Genomic DNA, 23,801 nt, shown 5'->3' with positions numbered 1-23,801 from the left:
CGTATGGGGGCTCTGACGAAAGCTGAAATGGCGGAACGTCTATATGAAGAGCTAGGCTTGAATAAGCGCGAGGCCAAGGAACTGGTCGAACTGTTTTTCGAGGAAATCCGTCAGGCGCTCGAGCACAACGAGCAGGTAAAGTTGTCCGGTTTCGGCAACTTCGATTTGCGCGACAAGCGACAGCGCCCGGGGCGTAACCCGAAAACCGGTGAGGAAATTCCAATCACGGCGCGTCGTGTCGTGACATTCCGGCCAGGGCAAAAACTAAAAGCCAGAGTCGAAGCGTATGCTGGAACCAAGTCATAACGACGAACTGCCTACGATACCCGGCAAACGCTACTTCACCATTGGTGAAGTAAGCGAGCTATGCGCGGTCAAGCCGCACGTGCTGCGTTACTGGGAGCAGGAGTTTCCTCAACTGAATCCGGTGAAGCGTCGCGGTAATCGGCGCTATTACCAGCGCCAGGATGTGCTGATGATCCGGCAGATCCGATCATTGCTGTATGAGCAAGGTTTTACGATCGGCGGCGCTCGGCAGCGGATGTCCGGCGATGAGGCTCGTGAAGACACTACGCAATATAAACAACTGATTCGGCAAATGATCACTGAGCTTGAAGATGTGCTTCAGGTGCTCAAGAACTAAGCACTGGCATAAAAAACTTTCACATATTCAGTCGCTTAATGTATAGTTCGATCCGCTTTCAGCACAGTTGAAAGCATCGTCGGGGCGTAGCGCAGCCTGGTAGCGCACTTGCATGGGGTGCAAGGGGTCGAGTGTTCGAATCACTCCGTCCCGACCAAAAAACCCTAAAAAATCCAGTCACTTAGCGGTGACTGGATTTTTTTATGCCTGCAGATTTTTCGGTGCCCCCCTAGAAAACGGCTTTCTGGTTGCCAATTGGTTGCCAATTGAGATTGACTAGGCTGTAGAGGCTTCCGGCAGATCTGCAGGTGATCAGGGGCTGTCTCTACCTGATCGAGGGATGGCGCTTTCCGGAGAGCGTCAGCACCGCAGCCCGTGTGTGCTTGCCGATGCTTTCGGAGCAGGTGTGCCGCTAAAGCTATAACCGAACGGTATAGCGGAATATGATAAGCAGTTCGAATTTTGCAGATGTGTGAGTGTCGCCCACGTCAGCCGATTAACAAGGATGGCCATTGATGGACAAACTCTGGAAGCAGATCACCCAATCCGATTACGCATGGGAACGGGAAGCGCTGGAGTTTGCCAGGCAACTGCTCCCTGACCACGATCCTTATCGTGCTTGGGCCAACTTCGAGTTCATTGCTCAGGATGGCTCTATCAACGAAGTTGATCTCATGGTGTTGACGCCCAAGGGCATGTACGTCATTGAGATCAAGTCCCACCCCGGCGTGATTCGGGGTGATGCTGCCAACTGGGTTTGGGAAAGGCCTTTGCCCAAAGGTGGGCAGAAGATCTTCGACAATCCCCGTTTGCTTGCTCGTCGCAAAGCGCAAAAGCTGGCGTCCCTGCTGAAGCTGCAGCCTTCATTTCATCGAAGCAAGGAAACCGTGCCTTTTATTGATGCTTTGGTGTTCCTCTCTGCAGAGGACCTGGTCATCAAGCTGGAAGGTAACGCGCGCCAAGGTGTGGTCAATCGGCAAGAGCTGCTCCGCGAGATCACCCTAATCGATGAGAACTGGAGGCATCGGCAGATTACCGCTTATGCAGCCAAAGTCATCTCACGCGCTGTAGAGGAAGCGGGCATTAAAGAGTCCGTGCGCATGCGTCGTGTGGGTAGCTATGAGCTTCAGAGCCTACTCGACGAATCCGATACCTATCAGGATTGGCTCGCTTTGCACCCGGATCTTGGGGTGCAGCGCAAGGTTCGTATTTATCTGACCCAGGGTAAAGCACAGGAAGAGGTTTCTCGGCTCGAAAAAGCGGCCAAGCTTGAGTTCCGTCTGCTTGAGGGTATTGAGCATCCAGGAATTCTGCGAGCGCACGAATTTCAGAATCATGACAGCGGCCCCGCACTGGTCTATGAGCACGATCCCAAGGCATTTCGTCTTGACCACCTTCTCATGCATCTGGGTAAGGATCGGCGCCTGGATACAGTTCAGGCCACCTACCTGCTTCGTCTAATTGCCGAGGCTGTGCAGTACGCACATGGGCAAAAGCTTTATCACCGAGGCCTGAGTCCTCAGTGCATCTGGGTCAAGCCACTGGGCGATGAGAAGTACAGTGTCAAAATCAGCAACTGGGCCACTGCCGAGCGGGTATTTGAGAGTGAGTCGCGCAATATCAGCGCGCTGACCCGTTTGAGTAACCTCGTGCATGAAGAGGCAGGGCCTTATGTCGCGCTGGAAGCGCACACTGGCGCTGCAGACGGCGTGCACTTAGATGTCTTCTCCCTGGGTGCGATCGCCTACCACTTATTTACTGGCAAGAAGCCCGCGCAAACTGACATCGAGTTACTGGACAAGCTGCGCCGAGGCAGTGGCCTGCAGGTTACTGATGAGATCAACGGTGCAAGCGAGGCTATGCAGTACCTGGTGCAGTACGCCACGCACCCTGATGTCGGCAGCCGGTTGGAATCGGTCAGTGAGTTCATCAAACGGCTGGACGACCTTGAGGACGAGGTTAGTCAGCCGAACACGCTTCGAACTAACCCAACTGAAGCTCGCAAAGGGGACCTCCTGCCGGGAGGCTTCCAGGTTATTCAGCCGCTTGGCAAAGGTGCGTGCTCAGTCGTATTCCTGGTCGATTACCAGGGGCAGTCTCGCGTTCTGAAGATCGCTTCGACACCTGACCACAATAGCCGTCTTACGAAAGAGGGTGAGGTGCTGGCCAGATTGCGTCACCAGGCCATTGTTCCTTACTACAAAACCCTGGATATCGTTGGCCATACCGCTCTGCTGCTCGACTACGCGACCGAGGGCACCCTGGCTCAGCGCCTCCGCCATGTCGGCGCTGTGCAGCTGGAGTTGCTTGAGCGCTTCGGTGACGACTTGCTCAGTGCGGTTGTGCATCTAGAAGACCAGGCGTTGGTGCATCGTGATATCAAGCCAGAGAACATCGGCTTGGTGATGCAAGGCAGCGTTCTTCACCTCATGCTTTTTGACTTCTCCCTGTCCAGTGTCGGTGCTGACAATATCAGTGCTGGCACGCTGGCCTACATGGATCCGTTCATCCGTGATCCTGGCCGCCGTCGTTGGGACGACCATGCCGAGCGATTCTCTGTTGCGCTGACCCTTTACGAGATGGCCGCAGGCGCGTTGCCCGGGTGGACTGCCTCTGAAGGGCTGCCGCATCAGCTCGAAGGTGAGCTGGAGGTCGACCGAACCGTCTTCGATCCGAGCATTCGCGACCGCATGGTTGAGTTCTTCAAGCGAGCCTTGGTTCGTGATGTGCGCAAGCGCTTTGCCAGTGCCGGCGAGATGCTGCGTGAGTGGCGCAAGACGTTCCATGATGCGCGCACTGAGTCTCTGCACACGACCCAGCAGCCACAGGAGCGTACGTGCCCCATCAGCGAGGCTCAGTTGGATACGCAGATCGGCCTGTTGGCTCTGAGCCCACAAGCGCTGGATACCCTCAGTCGCCGGAATATCAATAGCGTTGCTGACCTCATCAGGCTGAATCGCTCCCGGGTCCGAGTCTGGATGGGAGTGGGTGTGAAGACTCGTAATGAGCTGTCCGATGTGATTGGTCAGCTTCAGACGCGTCTTTTGGACGGTCATCAAGTTCAGCAATTGGATAGCGGTGACACCAGCGTTGTGAGTGTCGACCGTCTGTTCCAGCAGGTCCTGCCGAAGTCCACTGATCAGACTCGGTTGAGCTTTCTTAACGAATATCTGGGTCGACTGGACGAGGATGCGCCCAAGGGCACTCACAACGTTCATTGGCCTACGCCGGCAGCCATCAGCGGCCACCTCGGCATTGAGACTCTGCTGGTGCGCGAGCTGATCGATAAAGTTCTGACCCAGTGGGGCAAGACCAAAGCGATTACGGACTTGAGAGAAGACATCGTCGGTCTGCTGGAAGATAACGGCGGCGTAATGACTGCGGTCGAAGTTGCTGACGCAATCCTGCTTCGTCGTGGCTCGGTACAAGACAGCCCACTGCGAGAGCGCTGGGCCTATGCTGTCGTGCGGGCAGCCGTGGAAACGGAATTGAGTAAGCAGGAGCCTCGTTGGCTTTTGCGTCGCTCCGGTAACCGCTTCTTGATTGCCGATAATCGCCAGGGGCGAGGAGAGGAGCTGGCCGATTACGCTTGCGACCTTGGCAGCCTGGCAGATGAGTGTGCTCGCCAGCTGCCGCTGCTTGCTCCCGTTCGTACGCTGGAGAAGATCCGCGCTGTGCCAGCGCCAGAATCATTTGCAGGTCTGAGTAACCATCGACTTTTGCGTTTAGCTGCAGCTGCATCCGAGAGTGCAGCTCTATCCAGTCGTGTGGAGTTCTATCCGCGAGGGATGCCCGCCAAGCTTGCTTTGGAGTTGGCCCAGGGCGCGCTGCTAGGCAGTAAGGCGCTTACTGTCAAAGATATTCAGACCCGAGTAGCCGGCCGCTATCCCGCAGCGCAGGAGCTACCCGGCCGCCCTGAACTGGATGAGCTGGTGCGCTCACTGGATATCGGTTTCCAGTGGAATGGCAGCTTTGAGTTTGCCAATGGCGATAGGGGCGGTTACTGCCTGCCAAGCGCGGGGATGACCAGCTTCGCATCAGCCGGCTCTACTCACTACAGCCAGACTCAACAAGGCGAAGACGACACCACCACACTCAAGTCGGTTAAAGAACTGAGCTTGATGCTGGAGAAGGCAGTGACTGCCTCCCACTTCCTCGCGCTAACCGTCCGGCCGCGTCAGTGGTGGCAAGCGCAGGAAAAACTCTGCCGAGACTATCCGTTTAAGCGCATCAGCTTTGATGAGCTACTCCTTCGCCATGTACAGGCTGTATGCGCCAGCATGCCCAAAGCGCCGGACTGGCAGGTGGTGCTCAAAGCAGACGCCTGTGAGCACAGTTCTCGTGATTGGCAGAACCTGCAGCGTCTGGTGCAGCGTGCGTTACCGGGCATGGCTGAGGAGATTCTGCAGGCCGGTCAACCAGTGCTTCTGACGGAGCCAGGGCTGCTGGCGCGCTATGAGCTGGTGACAACATGGCTGAATGACCTGCGACAACAGCTGTTCAGCGTGAGTGGCGGCAGAGGTATCGCAGTGCCTGGGTTAGTTCTGCTGATAGCCGTCGATGCGCAGCGTTCCGCGGCCATGATCGATGACGTATTGGTGCCTACAGGCGCCGGTAGCAAAGAGTTTGCCCATATTCCCAGTAGCTGGCTTGACGATTCCCAGTCACTACCTCAGGCAGTCAAAACCACTGCCTAAGAAAAATTGATAGCAGGTCCAGTGCCTTCAGGTAATGGGCCACATGCACAAGGATTTACCTGTGATTAACCGTGCCGATCTTCTGAAAAACCTGCAGTCCCTGTTACCGCATATTGAGAAGGACATCCTCGCCTATAGCGAGTCCAACGCGGAGCTCAGTGAGCATTTGCAGAGCGAATATCGCACGGCGGTTGAGGCTGAACGCACCGCCGAGCACTTCGTTTCCTGGCGAGCAGCGCAAATAACCCAGGCCGCAGTGGCCTGGGTTTTGACCTGTGTGTTCGTGCGTTTTCTGGAGGACAATGGCTTACTGACTGAGCCGGTGTTGGCTGGGCCGGTGAAGGATACGCAAGGGCGAAATGCCTTACAGCAGGCCAAAGAGCGCATGGTGGCTTACTTCAACGAGAACCCCACCTTTGAAGAACGCCACTACCTGCTCGATCTATTCGCGGAGCTGGAAAAATATCCGGTGATCGCGGAGCTCTTGGATCATCGTCATAACCCCCTCTGGCAGATTCCGGTTTCGGCTGATGGTGCCAAACGTCTGATCGACTTCTTCCAGAAGATCGATGCAGACAGCGGTGAGATCCTCCACGACTTTACCGACAAGGAATGGGATACCCGCTTCCTTGGCGACCTCTACCAGGACCTTTCTGAATCCGTGCGCAAGCGTTATGCGCTGCTGCAAACCCCGGAATTCGTTGAGAGCTTTATTCTCGATTACACCCTGGAGCCGGCGATTGAGACTTTCGGTTTGCCGGGGCTGCGCCTAATCGATCCGACATGCGGTTCGGGGCACTTCTTGCTGACGACCTTCGAGCGAGTGTTCAACCAGTGGCTGAAGCGCGAGCCGGGTACCAACACTCGTGAGCTGGCACAGCGAGCACTGGATGTAGTGCATGGTACCGATATCAACCCCTACGCCATTGCCATCTGCCGATTCCGTCTGTTGATTGCTGCCATGAAGGCAGCGGGCAGTACCAAGATCAAGGATGCGCCCAGCTTTCATTTCAACCTAGCCTGTGGCGATTCGTTACTACACGGTCGTCGATTTGAGTGGCAGGGGCAGGGCATCCAGGGGGGCTTACTGGATGAGGAAAGGAAACACGTTTATGAAGTTGAAGATCCAGAAAAACTGAGCAGGATTCTTGGGCAGCGCTATCACGTGGTGGTGGGCAATCCACCCTACATTACAGTGAAAGACAGAGCACTGAGTCAGGCTTATCGTGATAAATACCCCACCTGCCATCGCCAGTATTCTCTAGGTGTACCCTTCACCGAGCGTTTTTTTGATCTCACGCTATTGGCTAAAGACAGTCAGCCGGCAGGTTTTATGGGGATGATTACTGCCAATAGCTTTATGAAGCGTGAGTTCGGTAAAAAGCTGATAGAAGATTATCTGCCGCGTAAAGATCTGACCCACGTTATTGATACCTCAGGGGCTTACATCCCAGGTCACGGCACCCCAACCGTGATTATGTTCGCGCGAAATCAGGCCCCAAAATCTGATGAGATTAAGGTGGTACTTGGAATTCGTGGTGAGCCGGACACTCCTAGCAATGCCGCAGATGGAAAAGTTTGGTCCTCTATCGTTGCTTTGCTATCTAAGCCAAAGGCTGAAAGTGAATTCATTAGCGTGCTTGGGCAGACTAGGCAGTCATATGCAAGTCATCCGTGGAGTCTTGGCGGAGGCGGCGCTTCCGAACTAAAAGAGCTGCTCGAGTCAAGCGGGAAAACCCCGCTAGATTCCCACGTCGTCGAGATAGGGCGCACTACGCATACGGGAGAAGACTCTGTTTTCTTTATGCCTCGGCATACAGTAGTAACACTTGGATTGAAAGATTATTCAGTGCCGCTTTGTGTTGGTGAAAATGTTCGGGATTGGGCTATTAGCCAAGACTTAAACTCGTTGATGCCGTATGACCTTTTAACTGCAGAGCCTGTGGAGGTTTTAGATGGCGGCCAAGCACGCCACTATTGGACCTATCGTAGGGTTTTGAAGAATAGGAAAGATTTTGGTCAGTTTATCGAGGAGCGTGGTCTGCGGTGGTATGAGCACTCTATGTTCTTTCCTGGCCGTTACCTCAATAGACTGTCAATAGCCTTTGCTTTTGTTTCCACCCATAATCATTTTGTTTTGGATCGTGGGGGCAAGGTTTTTAAGCAGACTGCGCCTGTGATCAAACTGCCTTTATGTGCTGCGGAGGCGGATCACTTTGCCCTTATGGGCTTGCTGAATAGCTCCGTTGCCTGTTTCTGGATGAAGCAGGTTTTCCACAATAGAGGTGACTCGACGGATTCAAAAGGCGCTCGGGTGACGGGTGATCCTGCTTTTGACACCTTTGAGTTTACCGGCACAGGCTTAAAAAATTTCCCGGTATCTGAGGATGCCAATGATGTTGTGCTGAAGTTTTCGCAGCGAATCGACGAATTGGCGCAGCAGTTAAGAAGTTGTAGTCCGGAGCATGTGCTCGAGACAGATGGGGCCGGATTTGTCGATGCCCTGAGCTCTGCTAAGGTGCAGGACTCTGAGCTGTTTTTCCAGATGATTGCATTGCAGGAAGAACTGGACTGGTACGTTTATGCACTATATGGCCTGACCGAAGTCGCTATTTTTTCTGAAGTCGACATGCCCAGTATAAAGCCTGGTGAGCGCGCATTTGAAATTAACCTTGCTCGCAATATGGCAGCCGGTGAAATTGATTCTGCGTGGTTTATGCGTCATGGCAGCACGCCTATTACTGAAGTTCCCTCCCACTGGCCAGCAGATTACAAGGCGCTGATCGAGCGTCGTCTACAAGCTATTGAGCATAATCACTGGGTCAGACTGGTTGAGCAGCCGGAATATAAGCGCCGCTGGAGTCGTGACAGCTGGGAGAGCCGACTACATTCTGCAGCCAAAGAGTGGCTTCTTAACCGGATGGAAAAGGTATGCCAACTCCCAGAGTTACAAACCTGTGCTCAGCTGGCTGACCGCCTGCGCAGCGATGCGGACGCTGTCCGTGTTACGGAGCTCTATTGTGGCGACAACCTGTTGGACTTGCAGGCGTTAGTTTGCGAGCTGATAGATGGAGATAACGTGCCACAAATGGCCGCCGCTCGTCTCAAGCCTGATGCCATACCGAAATTCAGAGCCTGGCAGGAAACCTGGGACAAGCAGCGCCTGGAGGATGCCATTGACGCCAAGTATGGTGTCGACCAGCCGCTGTCTGAGGAAAATGCGTTGGATCCTGAAAAGAAAGCCAAGTGCGACCTGGCTTTAACCCAGGCGAAGCTTGAGAGGGCAGAGACGGTAGGCGATATCCCATTGCCACCGCAGTACAAATCCAGCGACTTCCAAAAGCCCAGCTTCTGGTCGCTTCGCGGCAAGCTGGACGTGCCTAAAGAGCGCTTCTTCTCGTTGCCTGGCGCCGAAAAAGGTGGTGATAGCACGCTGGTCATCGGTTGGGCGGGCCTAAACCATCTGCAACGTGCTCAGGCTATCGCTGCCTGGTACTTAGAGCGCAAGGATGGTGAGGGATGGGAGCCCGAGCGCCTGATGCCGATGCTAGTGGCGCTGGATGAGCTGATCCCCTGGTTAAAGCAGTGGCATAACGAGGTGGATCCGGAATTCGGCGAGCGCATGGGCGATTATTACGAGGGCTTCCTGCTTGAGGAGCTACGTAATCTGGGGATCACTCGGGCCGACCTTTTGAGCTGGCAGCCGGCTGCAGCGGCTGGAAAACGTGGCGGTCGCAAAAAGAAAGTGGCCGAGCAGAACTGATTCTGGGGTTTGACGCATGACATTAATTAAAGAGCTGATCGAGATCCCAGAAAAGGTTCAACGGGGTGATTTCGTTCTCAACCTGTCCAGTGGTCTGGCTGATGCAGCTGTCAGCCAAACCCTGGAGCAGTATGTGGTGACGCCGCAGCTGCAGCGTTCGTTCGACGATGCCTTGAGCTTTATCAAAAGTACCGTGGTGGGCAACCAGAACCGTCAGAAGGGCGCTTACCTTCACGGCAGCTTCGGTAGCGGTAAGTCGCACTTTATGGCGGTGCTGCACCTGCTGTTGCAGGGCAATTCCCAAGCCCGGGCGATCAACGAGCTGGCGCCGGCTGTAGCTAAGCACGATGAGTGGCTGCAGCAAACCAATATCCTGCTGGTGCCCTACCACATGATCGGCGCAGCCAGCATTGAGGCGGGTGTGTTGGGTGGCTATGCGCGACATATCAAACACCTGCATCCCGATGCCCCGGTACCTGGCTTCTACATGAGCGACCGGTTGTTCCGTGATGCTCGGCAACTGCGCAGCAATATGGGTGATGCGAATTTCTTCGCCACATTGAACAAAGGCGCAGCAGCGGCCGAGGACGATGGCTGGGGTGACCTATCGACTGGTTGGGATGCAGCCAGCTTCGATGCAGTGCTCAATGACCAAGCTGGCGCGGACGATAAGGCTCGCTTGGTCGGGGACCTGATCGGCACCTTCTACAGCTCCATGGCGGATATGGCCAACAGCGAGTACGGCGGTTACGTCGATTTCGATGAGGGCCTGCGCATCATGACTGAGCATGCCAAAGCGCTCGGATACGACGCGATCATCCTGTTCCTCGATGAGCTGATCCTCTGGCTGGCCAGCCATCTTTCTGACCAGCGCTTTATCGCCAACAACATTCAGAAAGTGGTGAAGCTGGTTGAAGCCAGTGAGCAACGTGCACTGCCCATGGCCAGCTTTATCGCACGTCAGCGTGATCTGCGTGAGTTCGTGGGTGATCAGTACAACGGCGCTGAGCAGCAAGCACTGAGCGACTCGCTCAAGTACTGGGATGGTCGTTTCCACACCATCACCCTGGAAGACCGGAACCTGCCAGTGATTGCTGAGCGCCGCTTGCTCAAGCCGATCAATGCAGCTGCCAAGGCTGAAATCGACAATGCCTTTGCGGCCATGGATGCCGGTTTACGCAGCGAGGTGCAGGAAATCCTGCTGACCAACCAGGGTGACCGCGAGATGTTCCGCTCGCTGTATCCCTTCAGTCCTGCTCTGGTGCAGGCGCTGGTTGCGCTTTCTTCCGCGCTGCAGCGCGAGCGTACTGCGCTCAAGGTCATGCTGATGCTGTTGGTCGATCAGCGCGAAACCCTGGAGCTCGGCGGCTGCATTCCGGTCGGTGACCTTTACGACGTAATTGCCTCCGAGGCCGAGCCGTTCTCAGAAGTGATGCGTATGCATTTCGACAATGCTCGCCATCTGTTCGAGCGCAAGCTGGTGCCGCTACTCGAGGAAGAACACAACCTCAAGCTGGATCAGCTGCTGGAGCTGCCTGCGAACGATCCAGGCCGTCGCGCCTTTATCAACGACATGCGCTTGATTAAGACCTTGTTGCTGTCGGCGCTGGTTCCGGAGGTGGAGTGCTTCAAGCAGCTCACGGCCAATAAGCTCGCTGCGTTGAACCACGGCACCATCAAATCACCGATCCCAGGGCGTGAAGCGCAGACGGTTTTGCAGAAGTGCCGCAAATGGGCGGGGCGAGTCGGTGAGATCAAGATCAGTGATGACTCCAACCCGGTTATCGCGATTCAGCTTTCCGGCGTCGATACCGAGAGCATTCTTGAGCAGGCGAAAATCCATGACAACGATGGCGCACGTCGCAAGCTGACCAAGGATTTGCTGTTCGAGGCATTCGGCGTTCAGGATGACAATCAGCTGTTTATTGAGCATCCCTTCGCCTGGCGCGGCACTCGTCGTACCGTAGAGGTGATGTTTCAGAACATTCGCGAGATTTCCGACTTCACCACCTTTGAGGCGCGTGGTGATGATTGGAAGGTGCTGGTCGACTTTCCGTTTGACCAGGGCAACCATTCTCCCGCGAGCGATAGGGCACGCATCCAGGAGTACGAAGCCACTGGTAATGCGACACAGACGCTGTGCTGGTTGCCGTATTTCTTTAGCCAGTCGGCGCAGCGTGATTTGGGAACCTTGGTGACGCTTGAGCACGTACTGAAAAGCGAAGATCGCTTCGTCTCCTTTAGTAAGCATCTGAGCCCACTTGAGCGGGCCCAAGCGCGGACGCTTCTCGATAACCAGCGCAGCCAGCTGCGCCAGCGCATTCGTGATTACCTCATGGGTGCATTCGGTGCTGCACAACCGATCCCGGGCTCGCTGGATGATTCGGTACAACTGGACAGCCAGGTTTATTCGCTGGAGCCTGGATTTACTCCGCAGCTGCCGGTGGGCAGTAATCTGCGTGCGGCCTTCGAGCACCTGCTTAACCAGGCGCTGAGCTTCCAATATCCGGATCACCCCGAGTTTGACGGTGAGGTCAGGCTGGCTGACCTAGGTAAGGTGATGGAGCAGCTGCGTCGGGCTGTGCATGCCAGTAATGGTCGCATCGATATCGACACGCCGTTGCGCTCGATCATGCGTTCGATTGCACAGCCACTGAAGCTTGGCGAGATGCACGAGCGGCATTTCATCTTTAAGGATGATTGGCCGAAGCATATGACTCGTGAGCTGGCCAAGGATGAATACGCCGGGGATCCAGTGACGGTGAAGCGCCTACGTTCGGCCATTGATCAGCCGACACCCAAAGGGCTGCCGGACATTGTGCAGAACTTGCTGATCATGGTGTTTGCCGAGCATGGCCAGTACGCCTTCTCGTTGCATGGTCAAGACTATGAGCCGACGCTCAAGGACATGCCGGATAACCTGTTGCTGACCAAGCAGGATCTGGCCGAGCCAAACATCTGGAAGCTGGGCGTAGATAACGCTTCCGCCATCTTCGGCCTGACGCCTAACAAGCTGCGCACCGCCAACCATCAGAATGCACTGGAAAAAGATGTGCAGGATGAGGTTAAGCGCCAGCTTGGGCATTGTGAGGAACTGGTTACTGAGCTCAGAGGTGCATTGAGCCGGGTTAATCAGGGGACGCAATGCAATCGTCTGCGTAATGCCGAGTATGCAGTGAGCCTGTTGCAGACCTTGCAGGGTAAGCAGGGTGCAGATCTGATCACTGCGCTGTCGGATATTCAGCCGCCCACCAACGCGATGGCTCTCGCCAAAAGTATCGTCAGCGCTGCCAGCGTGACCCAGGCGATCCAGGACAATAACTGGCAACTGCTGGAAACCGTTTGGAAGTCAGGGGCAGCTGAGGCGCTGCAGATTAAGCAGCGTGTTAGTGCTGCATTGACCGCGGATGAGCTGGTGACGGCGCTGGCCCAAGCGCTTCGACAGGCTCAGGCCGATGCTACATCGCAGTTGACGCGCAACGTCGTTCCGCCGACCAGTCCGGATGTGCCGCCTGCCGATACCGGTGTCAACAAAGGTGCCGGTGGCAGAAAGGTGCTGGAGCAGGTTCAGCAGAGTGGTTTGACCAGCAAGCAGGCGCACAACTTGTTCGCAGAGATTGAGAGCAAATTGCAGGACGGCTATGTGCTGGATGTGAGCTACAGCATTGTGCGCATGGATGGGGCAGAGGATTGAGGTGATGTCGATCATGCAGGCGAGCGCGACATTGCCGATGCCGGTGGTGACCCAACTGCAGGCAGTTTTTCAGCGTGACGCTGAGGCTGACTGCGTGGCATTAGTGTGGCCAAACCCTTTAGCGGCTTTAGCTGTAGAGCAAGTTGTTGAAGGGCGAAAAGTCAGGGCCGTCTACTGCGTCTCTGAGTTGGCGATGCGTGAGGCCTTGGTCAAGCATCACCAGGATCGGAAGGAAACCTCAGAGCGTCTTGTGCTGCTGTCGGGCTTTGCCGAGACGGATCTGGCCATGGACGTGTTGGCCAGAATCTGGCGCAACGAGCCGCAGCGCATAAGCCCTTGGAAGACCCTGCAGCAGCTGATTCGTGTCAGGGACATTGATCCTCGTTTAACACGCAAGCAGAGCCGTTGGGTAGCTGAGGCGATGCTCAATGGTGTTGAACGCTATCAGGGGAAAATCAGCTTCGGAGAGATTCTGGATGAGGAGACAGCCTGGCGCGCTATCGCCATGGCTCATCTGAACTACCAAGAAGCCACGTTGGATCTGCAGTCGGTGTTGAGTTGGAGCACTAAGGGTGATGTCAATGCACTGATTACGGCTCTGCCAGGCGATATTCGAGACAACCTTGGGGATTGGTTGGCCCGAGGCCTGCCCGACACTCATGAGGTGGTATCGACGCTGCTTCTGAATGATCAGGGGAGTGATCTGCTCGCCGTCGCCTTGGCGTGCTCCGTGCTGTTTTCCTCGGATATTGAACGTCTGCAAGCGCTTGATTTAACTCAGCTGCATATCAGTCGTGGGATTTTCCGTGAGCGCTTTTTGGGTGGGAAGAAGATCGAATTCCGAGTCCTGCAGCCACTGGGTGAGGTCGCAGTTGTCCTGGTCAGGCAATGGATAGGTGCTCTCGGTTTCCCTAGCTATGCACGCTTCTTGTCGAAAGCAGAGCAGATTCTTGCAAGCTTGGATATGCAGGCTGCTGCCGAGCATTCCTCGCTGTTGCCTTGCGGTTTACATGCTCGCTTTAGCGCTTTTGCTTCAGCCCTGGATATAGCTCTGGACGGCGGCGAATCCATGGCTGCGGAGTCGGCTTTGCAGCAGATAGAGGGGCATCGTCTGGCTGGCTTGGATCGCTACAGCGAGACTGTTGCTAGGGCCAATATGGCCATGCGCCTTCTACGTTGGCTCAAGCAGGCGCCGAACGTGGACGGAACTGCAGTTAGCCTGATCGGCGATTACATCGAGCAGGGTGGTTTTTGTGATTGGGCACGAACCGAAATTTGGGCGGGAGATGCTGAGGAGTCCCTGAGTACGGTGTACCAGAAGCTCTCGCAGCACGTTGGGCGTTACAGGGAACGGCAAAACCAGGCTTTCGGGCAGCAACTGGCAAGCATCGCTCGCGGTGATCATCTGCCTGCTCGATTCATTCCCGTCGAGCGGGCCCTGGATGATCTGGTTGCACCATTGGCCGAGCAGGGGCAAGTGCTTTTGCTTGTGCTGGATGGGATGAGCGAAGCCGTCTACAGGCAGTTAAGCGCAGACCTCACCCGTAATCATTGGTTGGAGCTACAGCCCGTTGGCGCACAGGGCGATGCATGTCTGGTCGCAGCCTTGCCCACTGTGACTCAGGTCAGCCGTTGCTCGCTGCTATCGGGGGCTCTGTGTGAGGGCAATGCCAACGACGAGAAGAAGGCTTTCAGTAGCCACCCTCAGTTAAAAAAGCTGGCCTCCACCAAGTTTCCACCGCAAGTTTTCCATAAGCAGGATTTGTCCCAGTCTGGATCTGGCAGTTTGCATAGCAACGTTCGGGGGGTAATTGCGGGTACGGAGCACCGAGTTCTGGCGGTGGTGATCAATGCGATCGATGATCAGCTGTCCAGTAGCTCGCAAGTTAAGGTCGATTGGTCCTTTGAAACCGTGGCCTTACTGCGGCATGTCATGGAGGCCGCTCGCGAGGCGGGTCGCGTGGTGATCATTACCAGTGATCACGGCCACGTACTGGATCATGATTCGGTTTACCAGCAGTCCGCCGACGAAAACGGCGAGCGCTATCACCCGGTTGCTCCCAGCATCACACCCTCTGAGCTGGAAGTCCTGTTGTCGGGGGAGCGTGTCGTGACGACCAATAAACAGGTGATCCTCCCTTGGTCAGAGCGTCTGCGTTATACCAAAAGTAGGAGCCATGGCTATCACGGTGGTGGTTCGCTCCAGGAGGTGGTGATACCGCTTGGGGTCTATATCAATGCCGCCACGCGGCAAAGGGTAGAGGGTTGGCGTGAGGTGCCTCGACGATTGCCAGCCTGGTGGTATTCGACAAAAGCCATTGAGGCAGAAACGCCGAGCGCGGTTAATGAGGCCGCTGTCTCTGTCGAAGCACCTGCCAAGAAAGCAGCCGGCAAGAAGCAGGCTGTGGCTGAGGTTGTCGAGGACATGTTCGGCTTTGCATCGCCAGCGAAAGCCTTGAGCAAAAGCGCTCCGGTGGTCGCTACAGGCGATTGGGTTGCTGAGTTGCTCAGTTCGCCGGTCTATGGTCAAGTTCGCGACAGAGCAGGCCGCACAGCGATAAGCGATGAACAAATGCAGACGCTGCTGAGGCTGTTGGAGAAGCATCGCTGGCAGGTGATGGAGGCGGTGCTTTGTTCCGAGTTGCTGATCCCAAAACTGCGGATTCGTGGGTTTCTCGCGGGAGCACAGAAACTGCTTAATGTGGATGGCTATCCGATCCTTTCAGTCGAGCGTGATTCCCAGACAGTGCGTTTGAACGTTGCAGATCTGAAGAAGCAGTTTGAAATTCAATAACTACAGGGTGTAGGCATGTCGATTAGCCAACAACGTCGTCAGGATATTCTGGACGCTCTGCGGCGTGGAACTGTGCCGCAGTATGGTTTGGATGCCTTAGCTGTTGGCTTGTTGCCCTTCGAGCGCGCCTTTGATGAGGAGCTGGAAAAGGTCAGTCGAGGCGGGGCGGTATTCAAGGCTATTCGTGGCGAGTACGGCAGCGGTAAAACCTTTGCGTCACGTTGGCTCCGTGAAAAAGCACACCGACTCGGCTTTGCCTGTGCCGAGGTACAAATTTCCGAGACTGAGACGCCGCTGCACCGTCTGGAGACGGTTTATCGGCGTCTGATGGAGCGTTTGACGACGCCAGATATGCCCTCTGGCGCCTTTCAGAATATCGTCGAAGCCTGGTTCTACACCCTTGAAGAGGATGTACTGGCCCAGCATGACATCGATCCGAACGACTCCGAAGCGTTGATCGATGCCACTGATTTACTCATGGAAAAGCGCTTGGGCGAAGTAGTGCGCTCTGCACCTGCATTTGCCCTAACTCTACGTGCCTACCGGAGAGCTCTCCTAGAAGGCCAGGAAGAGATCGCCAACGGGCTTTTGGCCTGGATGGCAGGTCAGCCGAACATTTCTGCTGCTGTTAAGCGCTATGCAATGATCAAGGGCGACATCGATCATTTCGGCGCGTTGAGCTTCCTGCAAGGTGTTCTAACCATACTCAAGGATTCAGGGCATCCTGGTCTGCTGCTGGTGCTCGACGAGGTTGAAACACTTCAGCGAATGCGCGGAGATGTTCGCGACAAGAGCCTGAACGCCCTGCGTCAGTTGATGGATGAGGTGGACTCTGGGCGATTCCCTGGCCTTTATCTGGTTATCACAGGTACTCCAGCCTTCTACGATGGCCCTATGGGTGTCCAGCGGCTGTCTCCTCTAGCTCAGCGTCTGGCAGTCGACTTCACCACTGATGCTCGGTTCGATAATCCTCGCGCCGTGCAAATTCGTCTCCGTGGTTTCAGTCAGGAGTCTCTGGAGGAGGTTGGTCGCAAGGTGCGCAACCTGTATGCCGATAACAGCGCTACGGCTGACCGCATTCTGCGCCTGGCAGACGATGATTACATCGCTGAGCTGGCAAAGGCGGTGACCGGTAAGCTGGGCGGCAAGGTCGGAATTGCACCGCGGATTTTCCTGAAAAAGCTGGTGGGTGAGGTCCTGGATCGTATTGACCAGTTCGAAGACTTCAATCCGCGACAGCACTACGCATTGACCATTTCAGATACCGAGCTGACATCGGTCGAGCGCGCTACCAGTGCGGCAAGCTCGGTAGATGATATCGAGCTCGATCTTTGAGCTGCCTGATTGGAGCTTTGCTGCATGAGTGAGTTCGACAAGCTCCACCCTGCCTTGCAGCACCACATCGTCAACTCTCTAGGTTGGAACGGTTTGCGGCCTTTGCAAGAGGCCACCATTCAGCCCGTTCTGGATGGCGAGCACGCGATTCTGCTGGCGCCAACGGCTGGTGGAAAAACCGAAGCGGCAAGCTTTCCGGTGTTTTCACGCATGCTCAGTGAGAGCTGGGAAGGCCTTTCTGTTCTCTATATCTGCCCGATCAAGGCGCTGCTCAATAACCTTGACCAGCGCTTGAGTTATTACGGGCATCTCCTGGGGCGAAGCGTTGCCCTGTGGCACGGCGATATCAGTGCTTCTCGTAAGGCCAAGATTGTGGCATCGCCACCGGACATTCTGCTGACAACACCAGAGTCGCTGGAGGTCATGCTGGTCTCCAACAAGGTTGATCATCAGCAGCTTTTTGCCAACGTGCGGACAGTGATTATTGATGAGGTGCATGCCTTTGCCGGTGATGACCGTGGCTGGCATTTGCTGTCTGTCCTGGAGCGAATCAGCGTTCTAGCAGGCCGAGAGATCCAGCGCTTAGGACTCTCAGCAACCGTAGGTAATCCTGACACGCTCTGCGATTGGCTTGCCGGTAGCTGTAATGCCCGAAGAAGCGTGATCAACCCTCCTGCTGAGAACAATGTGATTCCTGACGTCCAGGTCGATTGGGTTGGGTCGCTGAAGAACGCAGCAGTTGTGATTTCAAGATTGCACAAGGGCGAGAAGCGTCTCGTCTTCGTGGATAGCCGCTCCAAGGTTGAGGAGCTTGCAGTTGAGCTGCGTTGCCTAGGTGTTGCCACCTACATCTCGCACAGTTCCTTAAGCCTGGAGGAGCGGAGAGCTGCTGAAGAAGCGTTCTCCCAAGGTAATGACTGCGTCATCGTTTCTACTTCGACGTTGGAGTTGGGTATCGATGTGGGCGACCTCGATCGGGTGATTCAGATCGATGCCCCGTACACGGTTGCTTCGTTCCTGCAGCGTATTGGCCGCACTGGCAGACGCTCGGGCAGCTCGCGAAACTGTCTGTTTCTGGCTACCAAGGAAGATGCGTTTCTTCGCGCTTTGGCATTGTTGCAGCTATGGCGGAAGGGGTATGTCGAACCTATCGAACCCCCCGCGAGGCCAATGCACATCTATGCCCAGCAAACGATGGCATTGGCGCTTCAGCAAAAAGGCATCATCGCAGCCGACGTCGATCAGTGGGTGGGGCGCATGCCTGGTTTTGCTGGAGTCACGCCCGATGACCGGGCTGGTGTTATCAGCTACATGCTTGGGGCCGGGATATTGCACTCTGATGAGGGACTCATCGGGATTGGCAAGGCCGGCGAGAGGGCGTTTGGTGAGAAGAACTTCATGGAGCTCTTTTCGGTCTTCACGACGCCCCCCATGGTCAAGGTTTTTTGGGGTAAGCAGGAGCTAGGTGAGGTTCACCAACTGACCTTCGCTGTCCGTGATAACGGCCCGGCGCTGCTTACGCTAGGTGGGCGCAGCTGGCAGACGACCTATATCGACTGGCCGCGGAAAAAAGCCTTTGTCGAGCCTTCAGAGGTACGCGGTAAGTCGCAATGGGTTAGTGATGCGCAGCCGCTGAGATATGAGCTGTGTCGTGCGATTGCTGATGTGTTGATTTCAGATCTCGTTCCAGAAGGTCTTTCATCCAGGGCTCAAGGGCTGCTTGCCGATCTCCGTGATCAGTACGGATGGATGGAGTCGGGTAGAAGCACTCTGATCTTTGATGCCGATGGCAATGCAGTTTGGTGGAACTTCGCAGGTAAGCTGCTGAATTCGGCCATGAAGGATCTGCTGGCTGATGAGGCAGATAAGCTCATCGCGGACAATGAGTGCATGACTTTTCGGCACGTCTATTCAGCCGAGGCGTTGGTACGTGCTATTCGAGAGATTCTTGCAGGTGACGCGCATAATTTAGCGGTGCTGCTGGATGAAGCCTTTGTACAAGAGCTGAAATTTGCTGAGTGCTTAAGCCAGAAGGAAATTGATCGTGAGCTGGGAGAACGGTACTCCGTGGATAGTGATTTCAAGCAGTTCAGTCGAATCTCGCTCGCCGTTCTGTGGGTGAAGGAAGAAGCCTGATATGAAAATTATCCGTCTCAGCGGAGTTATCGAGACGACCGGCCTTGCTCGATCAACAATCTACAAGCTCATCAGTGAGGACGGGTTTCCGAGGCCCGTCCCATTGGTAGGCCGCAGTGTTGGTTGGCTTGAGAGCGAGGTCCAGGAGTGGATTAAGGGCAGGATTGCCCTGCGTGATCAACGGATACACTAATAACCTGAAGCTAGCCCTTTTGCCTGCTTTACAGGATGTATTAGTGTTGCTAGCTGGGGACAGGGAGCTATTGAGTGGGACGGATATTCGCATTCGTCGATGAGTCAGGTAACCACGACCTAGATACGTCGAAATCTGGCAGCTCCGCTTTCTTTGTTGTTTGCTCGGTTATTGTTGCAGAGAAAGATCTGCAACAGGCTTATGAGCTTGCCGAAGCCGTGAGGGCACGTAACTTCCAAACTGGCGAAATCAAGTCCAGTAACTTGAGAGCCAAGGACTCAGATCGTCGCAAGCGAATCCTACTGGAGCTGGCTGAGCTTCCCCTGAGGCTTTATGTCACGGTCGTAGACAAGGCTCGAGTGCATCGCGATGGCGGCCTTCGTTTCAAAAAATCGTTCATTAAGTATGTAAATGGGCTGCTATATCAACGCCTGTTTAATCACTGTGATTACCTGCAAATGACGGTTGATGAACATGGCGGGCCTGAATTTCAGGCTAGCCTGAAAGACTATGTCGAAGCACGCTATGTGGACGATCTTTTTGGCGAAGAAGCATTTCAGACTAAAAGCAGCAAGGATGACGTACTTATTCAAGTTGCTGATTTTTTCGCTGGCTCTATTGCTCAGGTCTACGAGGGTAAAGCTTCTGCAGAAACTGAGGAGGCCTACAAGGCCATCCTGCGTGGCATCACTTTAGGTATTTTAGAGTGGCCACCTAAGTATCAATCGCTTTTGCCTCAAATGGACACGTCTACCTACTTAGACTATTGGGTACATCAAGCGGCGATGAAACAAGCAGATAGATTTGCTGAGAAGATTGGCTTCAACCCAGATGAGGATCAGCGGCTTCAACTCTGCATCTTGGATTACTTACGCTTTCGAAGCGAATTCATAAGCGACGAGTATGTCTCAACTGCCGAAATTGCTAATCACCTTGTTGAGAGAGGATTCAGCGGCCTTAGTGATCAGAAGATCAGGTCAAGCGGGATCGCGAAGTTGCGAGATGCCGAAGTCATTATCGCCAGCGCACCCAAAGGCTATAAATTTCCTAAAGTGCATGCTGATATCAAGGACTTTCTAGAGCTTGCAGCGAGCCAAGTCGTGCCGCTTCTAGATCGAGTAAAGAAAGCCAGGGACGTATACCTTCTAAGTAGCGTAGGTGAGTACGACATTTTGGAAGGAGAGAGTCTTGCGCAGCTAAAAAAGTTGCTGTCTTCTCTTGAGGCTTTACGCGAATAATACCACCAGTATGAATAATCTTGGTGCTTTGCGCATCTAGTTGGCACTTTCTCAAGATTTAATTGATAGATATAAATGACTGGATATTTCAAAGTTCTTCCTGCTAGCTCTGCACTTCCATCAATAGGAAAGGATCAGGTATACCTTTGGACGGATAACTGGGACGACTGGTTTACTTTCAATACCCAGTACATAGTTTATGTCTTTGATTCAAATGCCGTGCGCCACCGAATCGGCAACGTGAAAATTGGCGAGTTCGGTATGAAAAAGGATCAGCGCCGGCCTGAATTGCGGGATGAGTTTGACCAGCTTGGCGATAGATTTTTCTCGCTTGGGCAAGACGATGAATATTACGAAAACCTCAACAAGCTAGGGCCGAACATTCGTGACCGAGTGCTGCAGGGTCTAGGGGATATTGCATTGGACTCTGACCGATGCCTCAGGGCGATGGAGGAAAAAGTCACCGGCATTTCACTTTTGAGGTCGGTCACACGCTCAACGGTCGAAGGACAGTTTCGGCGTCTAGCTACCGGGGGCGCCAGGCTTAACGAATTCCGCTTCGTTTACACCACGCCTAGCGTTCGCAGCTCTCGCGTTGACCAGGCCACATTGTCGTTTGAGGTCAAGCCAGCCTCCATGCCTCCGACAAACATTCATGTGTTAATCGGCCGAAATGGCGTGGGCAAGACACACATGCTCAACAACATGTCCAGAGCAGTAATTGACAAAGAGCCGGACGAGAGCCAGGTCGGTATCTTCGAGTGTGTCACTGACGACAAATCCTCGTTTGCCAACCTAGTATCTGTGACCTTCAGCGCCTTCGATCCGTTCGAGCCTTTGCCTAACCGCAAAGATCGCTTAGACGGATTGCCCTGCGCTTATGTTGGGTTAAAACGCCCTGGTAAAACGAAAAATGGAAGCCCACTTCCACCCAAATCCCCTGAAAAATTATCCGAAGAGTTTGGGGCGAGCGTTTTGGTATGTACTCAAGGCGCACGTCTCTCCAGGTGGCGCCGTGCCTTGCAGATGCTTGAAACGGATCCGATTTTCCAATCCAACGATGTCGCGTCCTTGGCAGATGACACTCTGGACGAAAAGGAGATCAGGTTCGCGGCCCGCAAGCTGTTTGGAAAGTTGAGCTCCGGCCACAAGATCGTACTGCTCACCATCACCAGACTGGTGGAAACGGTGGAGGAGCGCACACTCGTTCTTCTGGATGAGCCAGAAGCTCACCTTCATCCCCCGCTGCTTTCGGCGTTTGTCAGATCGCTGTCTGACCTGCTGGTCAACCGCAATGGTGTGGCCATCATCGCTACTCACTCACCAGTGGTTGTTCAGGAGGTACCTGCAAGCTGTGTCTGGAAAATAAGACGAAGCGGACGCGCTGTTGCAGCTGAGAGACCCGATATTGAAACGTTTGGGGAGAATGTGGGAATCCTCACTCGAGAGATTTTCGGTCTAGAGGTAACCGATGCAGGTTTTCACAGGCTGTTGAGGGAGTCGGTCCAAAGCAGCGATACGTTAGAGCAAGCTCTGGCCAGGTTTGAAGGTGAGCTGGGTGGCGAGGCTCGGGCGCTGATCCGGGCGCTCGTGCTGAACCGAGGGGGCAAGCCATGATTTCTGTAGACTGCCCAGAGTTGGATGCCGGCGACGTCTTTACCACATGCATCAGTCGGGTAAGAGATGCGGATTTGAAAGCGCGTTTGACCGCTATCACAGGGGATGTGACCGCAGCTTCCACCGACTATATCGATAAAGCGCGTAATAACCGTCTTCATGAGTTCGTCCGCCAGGCAATTATTGGTGGCGTCACCACGGCGGAAATGGAAAAGGTATACACCCAGCGGATGGCGAGTAAGAAAGCGCCGGGTAGAGCGGCCTACGACGAGATCTTTAATTCTTCTGCCAAATGCTTGCTATGTACCCAGCGTAAGGTGGATACACTTGATCATCATTTGCCTAAGGCTCACTACCCCGTTCTGGCGGTAACCCCTGCGAACCTAATTCCAGCGTGTGCCAGTTGTAACAAGGCGAAGCTTGCTAGCATCCCTACTACTGCAGATGAAGCGGCGCTGCACCCTTATTTTGACTGCATTGAAAATGAACGGTGGCTGCATGGGGAAGTTGTACCTGGTACCCCTGCTGTGGTTCGATTTCATGTCGAGCCTCCAGCGCAATGGACTCAACAGCTATGCAATCGTGTCCAAGTGCATTTCGATGCACTAGGCTTGGGTGATCTTTACTCCGCCGAAGCCGCTGATGAACTTCTATCGATACGTCATCAGTTGACCGGCATTTATCAGGGTGAGGGGCCTCGTGGCGTTAGGGCTGAGTTGGTAGCCCGTAGCGAAAGTGCTCGTGCTGCCCGGCTGAATGGGTGGCGTGCGGTGACCTTCGAAAGCTTCGCTTCAAGTGACTGGTTTTGTGAGGGCGGGTTCGCCGCTTTGTAAACCAGAACCCTTGAACGTGTCGCTACTAACGACATGTGCTGATGACGTGTTCTCGGAATGAGTTTTGAGCGACATGAAATATGTTTCACTGTGTCACCCGCCAAGATCTGAAGTTTTCAGCGCTTCCAGACCTTCAGTCGAAATGCGGTGGAACCCGACCGAGTGGTGTGTGCTGTATTGAGGCACGGGATAGGTCCTGAATGGATCTGTACGCCTAGGTGGACCTGCGCATGAGTTTTCTAGCGGGCTTTTGCCACCATTAACTCAGACCAGCGAGTGGTGTAAGCCGGGTAGAGCAATTCTCTTCGCATAGCCCACTCGACTGGTTTAGCGATGCGTCCTGGTTGTAGTGTTCCACGGCCCCAGCGATTGTTGATCGCGTCCAGGGTGCTCATCAGTCGCTCGGTTTTCACGGGCTGTTCAGGGGCGAACAGATCCGGCGTGTACTCATTCTTGCGACACAGATTCAACAGCATCACCTGAGCCTTAGCGTAGCTGAAGCCCTCTCTGTAGACCTGCTGCAATCCAGCCTGAACAGCCTTGATGATCAATCGGCTGTCGTCGGTTGGGTAGGGCAGTTGGCAGAGGTCGACAAGGCAGCAGGTAAGCGTTAGCTAGCAGAGCAAAAGAAAAAGGTGAGAGCCATTGCAGGCAGTCTTTCGACTACCCACGCTGGCTCACCGTTCAAGGGTTCATTCTTACTTTCTGCTCCCGGTAGATCCAGCACGCTAACACCACGGCGATCAGCAATGGTGGAAAGCGCACCATCAGAATCACCAGCAGCAATTTCGCCAGACAACCGGCCAAGATCCCGGCAAACATGGATGCCGAGGCAAAAGTTCGTAACTGCAGTTTCAT

At 54.6% G+C, this 23,801-nt stretch carries 14 protein-coding genes and 1 tRNA gene; 13 read left to right on the top strand and 2 right to left on the bottom strand.

Annotated elements, in window-relative coordinates:
* Positions 1–3 precede the first annotated feature (3 nt).
* From ihfA to CH92_RS12615, 13 genes are all read left to right on the top strand, one after another.
* Complete coding sequence (ihfA, locus tag CH92_RS12675; protein ID WP_003282572.1) at positions 4–306, top strand: integration host factor subunit alpha; 303 nt, start codon at positions 4–6, stop codon at positions 304–306.
* Positions 287–643 (top strand): MerR family transcriptional regulator, encoded by a 357-nt coding sequence (locus tag CH92_RS12670; RefSeq protein WP_025242142.1) that lies wholly within the window; start codon positions 287–289, stop codon positions 641–643. Before ihfA ends, CH92_RS12670 begins: the two co-directional genes overlap by 20 nt.
* A gap of 80 nt (positions 644–723) precedes the next feature.
* Positions 724–800, top strand: a tRNA-Pro gene (locus CH92_RS12665).
* A 358-nt stretch (positions 801–1,158) separates the two neighbouring features.
* Complete coding sequence (gene pglW, locus CH92_RS12660; protein WP_025242141.1) at positions 1,159–5,340, top strand: BREX system serine/threonine kinase PglW; 4,182 nt, start codon at positions 1,159–1,161, stop codon at positions 5,338–5,340.
* A gap of 43 nt (positions 5,341–5,383) precedes the next feature.
* Positions 5,384–9,103 carry a BREX-2 system adenine-specific DNA-methyltransferase PglX gene (pglX, locus tag CH92_RS21675; protein WP_144380991.1) on the top strand — a complete coding sequence of 1,240 codons (3,720 nt, stop codon included), beginning with the start codon at positions 5,384–5,386 and terminating at the stop codon, positions 9,101–9,103.
* Between the two features lie 16 nt (positions 9,104–9,119).
* Entirely contained in the window at positions 9,120–12,797 is a 3,678-nt protein-coding gene (locus tag CH92_RS12650; protein ID WP_025242139.1) for a hypothetical protein, read from the top strand.
* 4 nt (positions 12,798–12,801) lie between these two features.
* The gene (pglZ, locus tag CH92_RS12645; protein WP_025242138.1) at positions 12,802–15,591 is read left to right on the top strand and encodes a BREX-2 system phosphatase PglZ; all 2,790 of its coding nucleotides are present in this window, start codon (positions 12,802–12,804) and stop codon (positions 15,589–15,591) included.
* Positions 15,592–15,606: 15 nt separating this feature from the next.
* Complete coding sequence (brxD, locus tag CH92_RS12640; protein WP_025242137.1) at positions 15,607–16,926, top strand: BREX system ATP-binding protein BrxD; 1,320 nt, start codon at positions 15,607–15,609, stop codon at positions 16,924–16,926.
* Between the two features lie 24 nt (positions 16,927–16,950).
* Positions 16,951–19,062: a DEAD/DEAH box helicase gene (locus CH92_RS12635; RefSeq protein WP_025242136.1), complete on the top strand. Its 2,112-nt coding sequence runs from the start codon at positions 16,951–16,953 to the stop codon at positions 19,060–19,062.
* 1 nt (position 19,063) lies between these two features.
* The gene (locus CH92_RS12630) at positions 19,064–19,255 is read left to right on the top strand and encodes an AlpA family phage regulatory protein (RefSeq protein WP_025242135.1); all 192 of its coding nucleotides are present in this window, start codon (positions 19,064–19,066) and stop codon (positions 19,253–19,255) included.
* Between the two features lie 74 nt (positions 19,256–19,329).
* Positions 19,330–20,493: a DUF3800 domain-containing protein gene (locus CH92_RS12625; protein WP_025242134.1), complete on the top strand. Its 1,164-nt coding sequence runs from the start codon at positions 19,330–19,332 to the stop codon at positions 20,491–20,493.
* Positions 20,494–20,568: 75 nt separating this feature from the next.
* Entirely contained in the window at positions 20,569–22,110 is a 1,542-nt protein-coding gene (locus CH92_RS12620) for an AAA family ATPase (protein WP_025242133.1), read from the top strand.
* The gene (locus tag CH92_RS12615) at positions 22,107–22,943 is read left to right on the top strand and encodes an HNH endonuclease (protein ID WP_025242132.1); all 837 of its coding nucleotides are present in this window, start codon (positions 22,107–22,109) and stop codon (positions 22,941–22,943) included. The genes CH92_RS12620 and CH92_RS12615 overlap by 4 nt, the downstream gene beginning before the upstream one ends.
* Positions 22,944–23,182: 239 nt before the next feature.
* On the opposite strand, the gene CH92_RS12610 is transcribed toward CH92_RS12615, so the two are convergent.
* A complete protein-coding gene (locus CH92_RS12610; protein WP_025242131.1) occupies positions 23,183–23,494 on the bottom strand; it encodes a DUF4113 domain-containing protein in 312 nt (103 codons plus the stop codon).
* A 133-nt stretch (positions 23,495–23,627) separates the two neighbouring features.
* Positions 23,628–23,801 carry a hypothetical protein gene (locus CH92_RS22125; protein WP_167332187.1) on the bottom strand — a complete coding sequence of 58 codons (174 nt, stop codon included), beginning with the start codon at positions 23,799–23,801 and terminating at the stop codon, positions 23,628–23,630.

The sequence above is a fragment of the Stutzerimonas stutzeri genome (assembly GCF_000590475.1).
Taxonomy (GTDB): Bacteria; Pseudomonadota; Gammaproteobacteria; order Pseudomonadales; family Pseudomonadaceae; genus Stutzerimonas; species Stutzerimonas stutzeri_D.
The sequence above is the reverse complement of the archived record's forward strand: the minus strand, read 5'-3'. Positions and strand labels throughout refer to the sequence as shown.

Coding starts and splice junctions, on each gene's coding strand:
- CH92_RS12635 (WP_025242136.1), top strand. CDS start 16,951: ATGAGTGAGTTCGACAAGCTCCACCCTGCCTTGCAGCACCACATCGTC.
- CH92_RS12630 (WP_025242135.1), top strand. CDS start 19,064: ATGAAAATTATCCGTCTCAGCGGAGTTATCGAGACGACCGGCCTTGCT.
- CH92_RS12620 (WP_025242133.1), top strand. CDS start 20,569: ATGACTGGATATTTCAAAGTTCTTCCTGCTAGCTCTGCACTTCCATCA.
- brxD (WP_025242137.1), top strand. CDS start 15,607: ATGTCGATTAGCCAACAACGTCGTCAGGATATTCTGGACGCTCTGCGG.
- pglZ (WP_025242138.1), top strand. CDS start 12,802: ATGTCGATCATGCAGGCGAGCGCGACATTGCCGATGCCGGTGGTGACC.
- pglX (WP_144380991.1), top strand. CDS start 5,384: ATGCACAAGGATTTACCTGTGATTAACCGTGCCGATCTTCTGAAAAAC.
- CH92_RS22125 (WP_167332187.1), bottom strand. CDS start 23,801: ATGAAACTGCAGTTACGAACTTTTGCCTCGGCATCCATGTTTGCCGGG.
- CH92_RS12670 (WP_025242142.1), top strand. CDS start 287: ATGCTGGAACCAAGTCATAACGACGAACTGCCTACGATACCCGGCAAA.
- ihfA (WP_003282572.1), top strand. CDS start 4: ATGGGGGCTCTGACGAAAGCTGAAATGGCGGAACGTCTATATGAAGAG.
- CH92_RS12615 (WP_025242132.1), top strand. CDS start 22,107: ATGATTTCTGTAGACTGCCCAGAGTTGGATGCCGGCGACGTCTTTACC.
- CH92_RS12650 (WP_025242139.1), top strand. CDS start 9,120: ATGACATTAATTAAAGAGCTGATCGAGATCCCAGAAAAGGTTCAACGG.
- pglW (WP_025242141.1), top strand. CDS start 1,159: ATGGACAAACTCTGGAAGCAGATCACCCAATCCGATTACGCATGGGAA.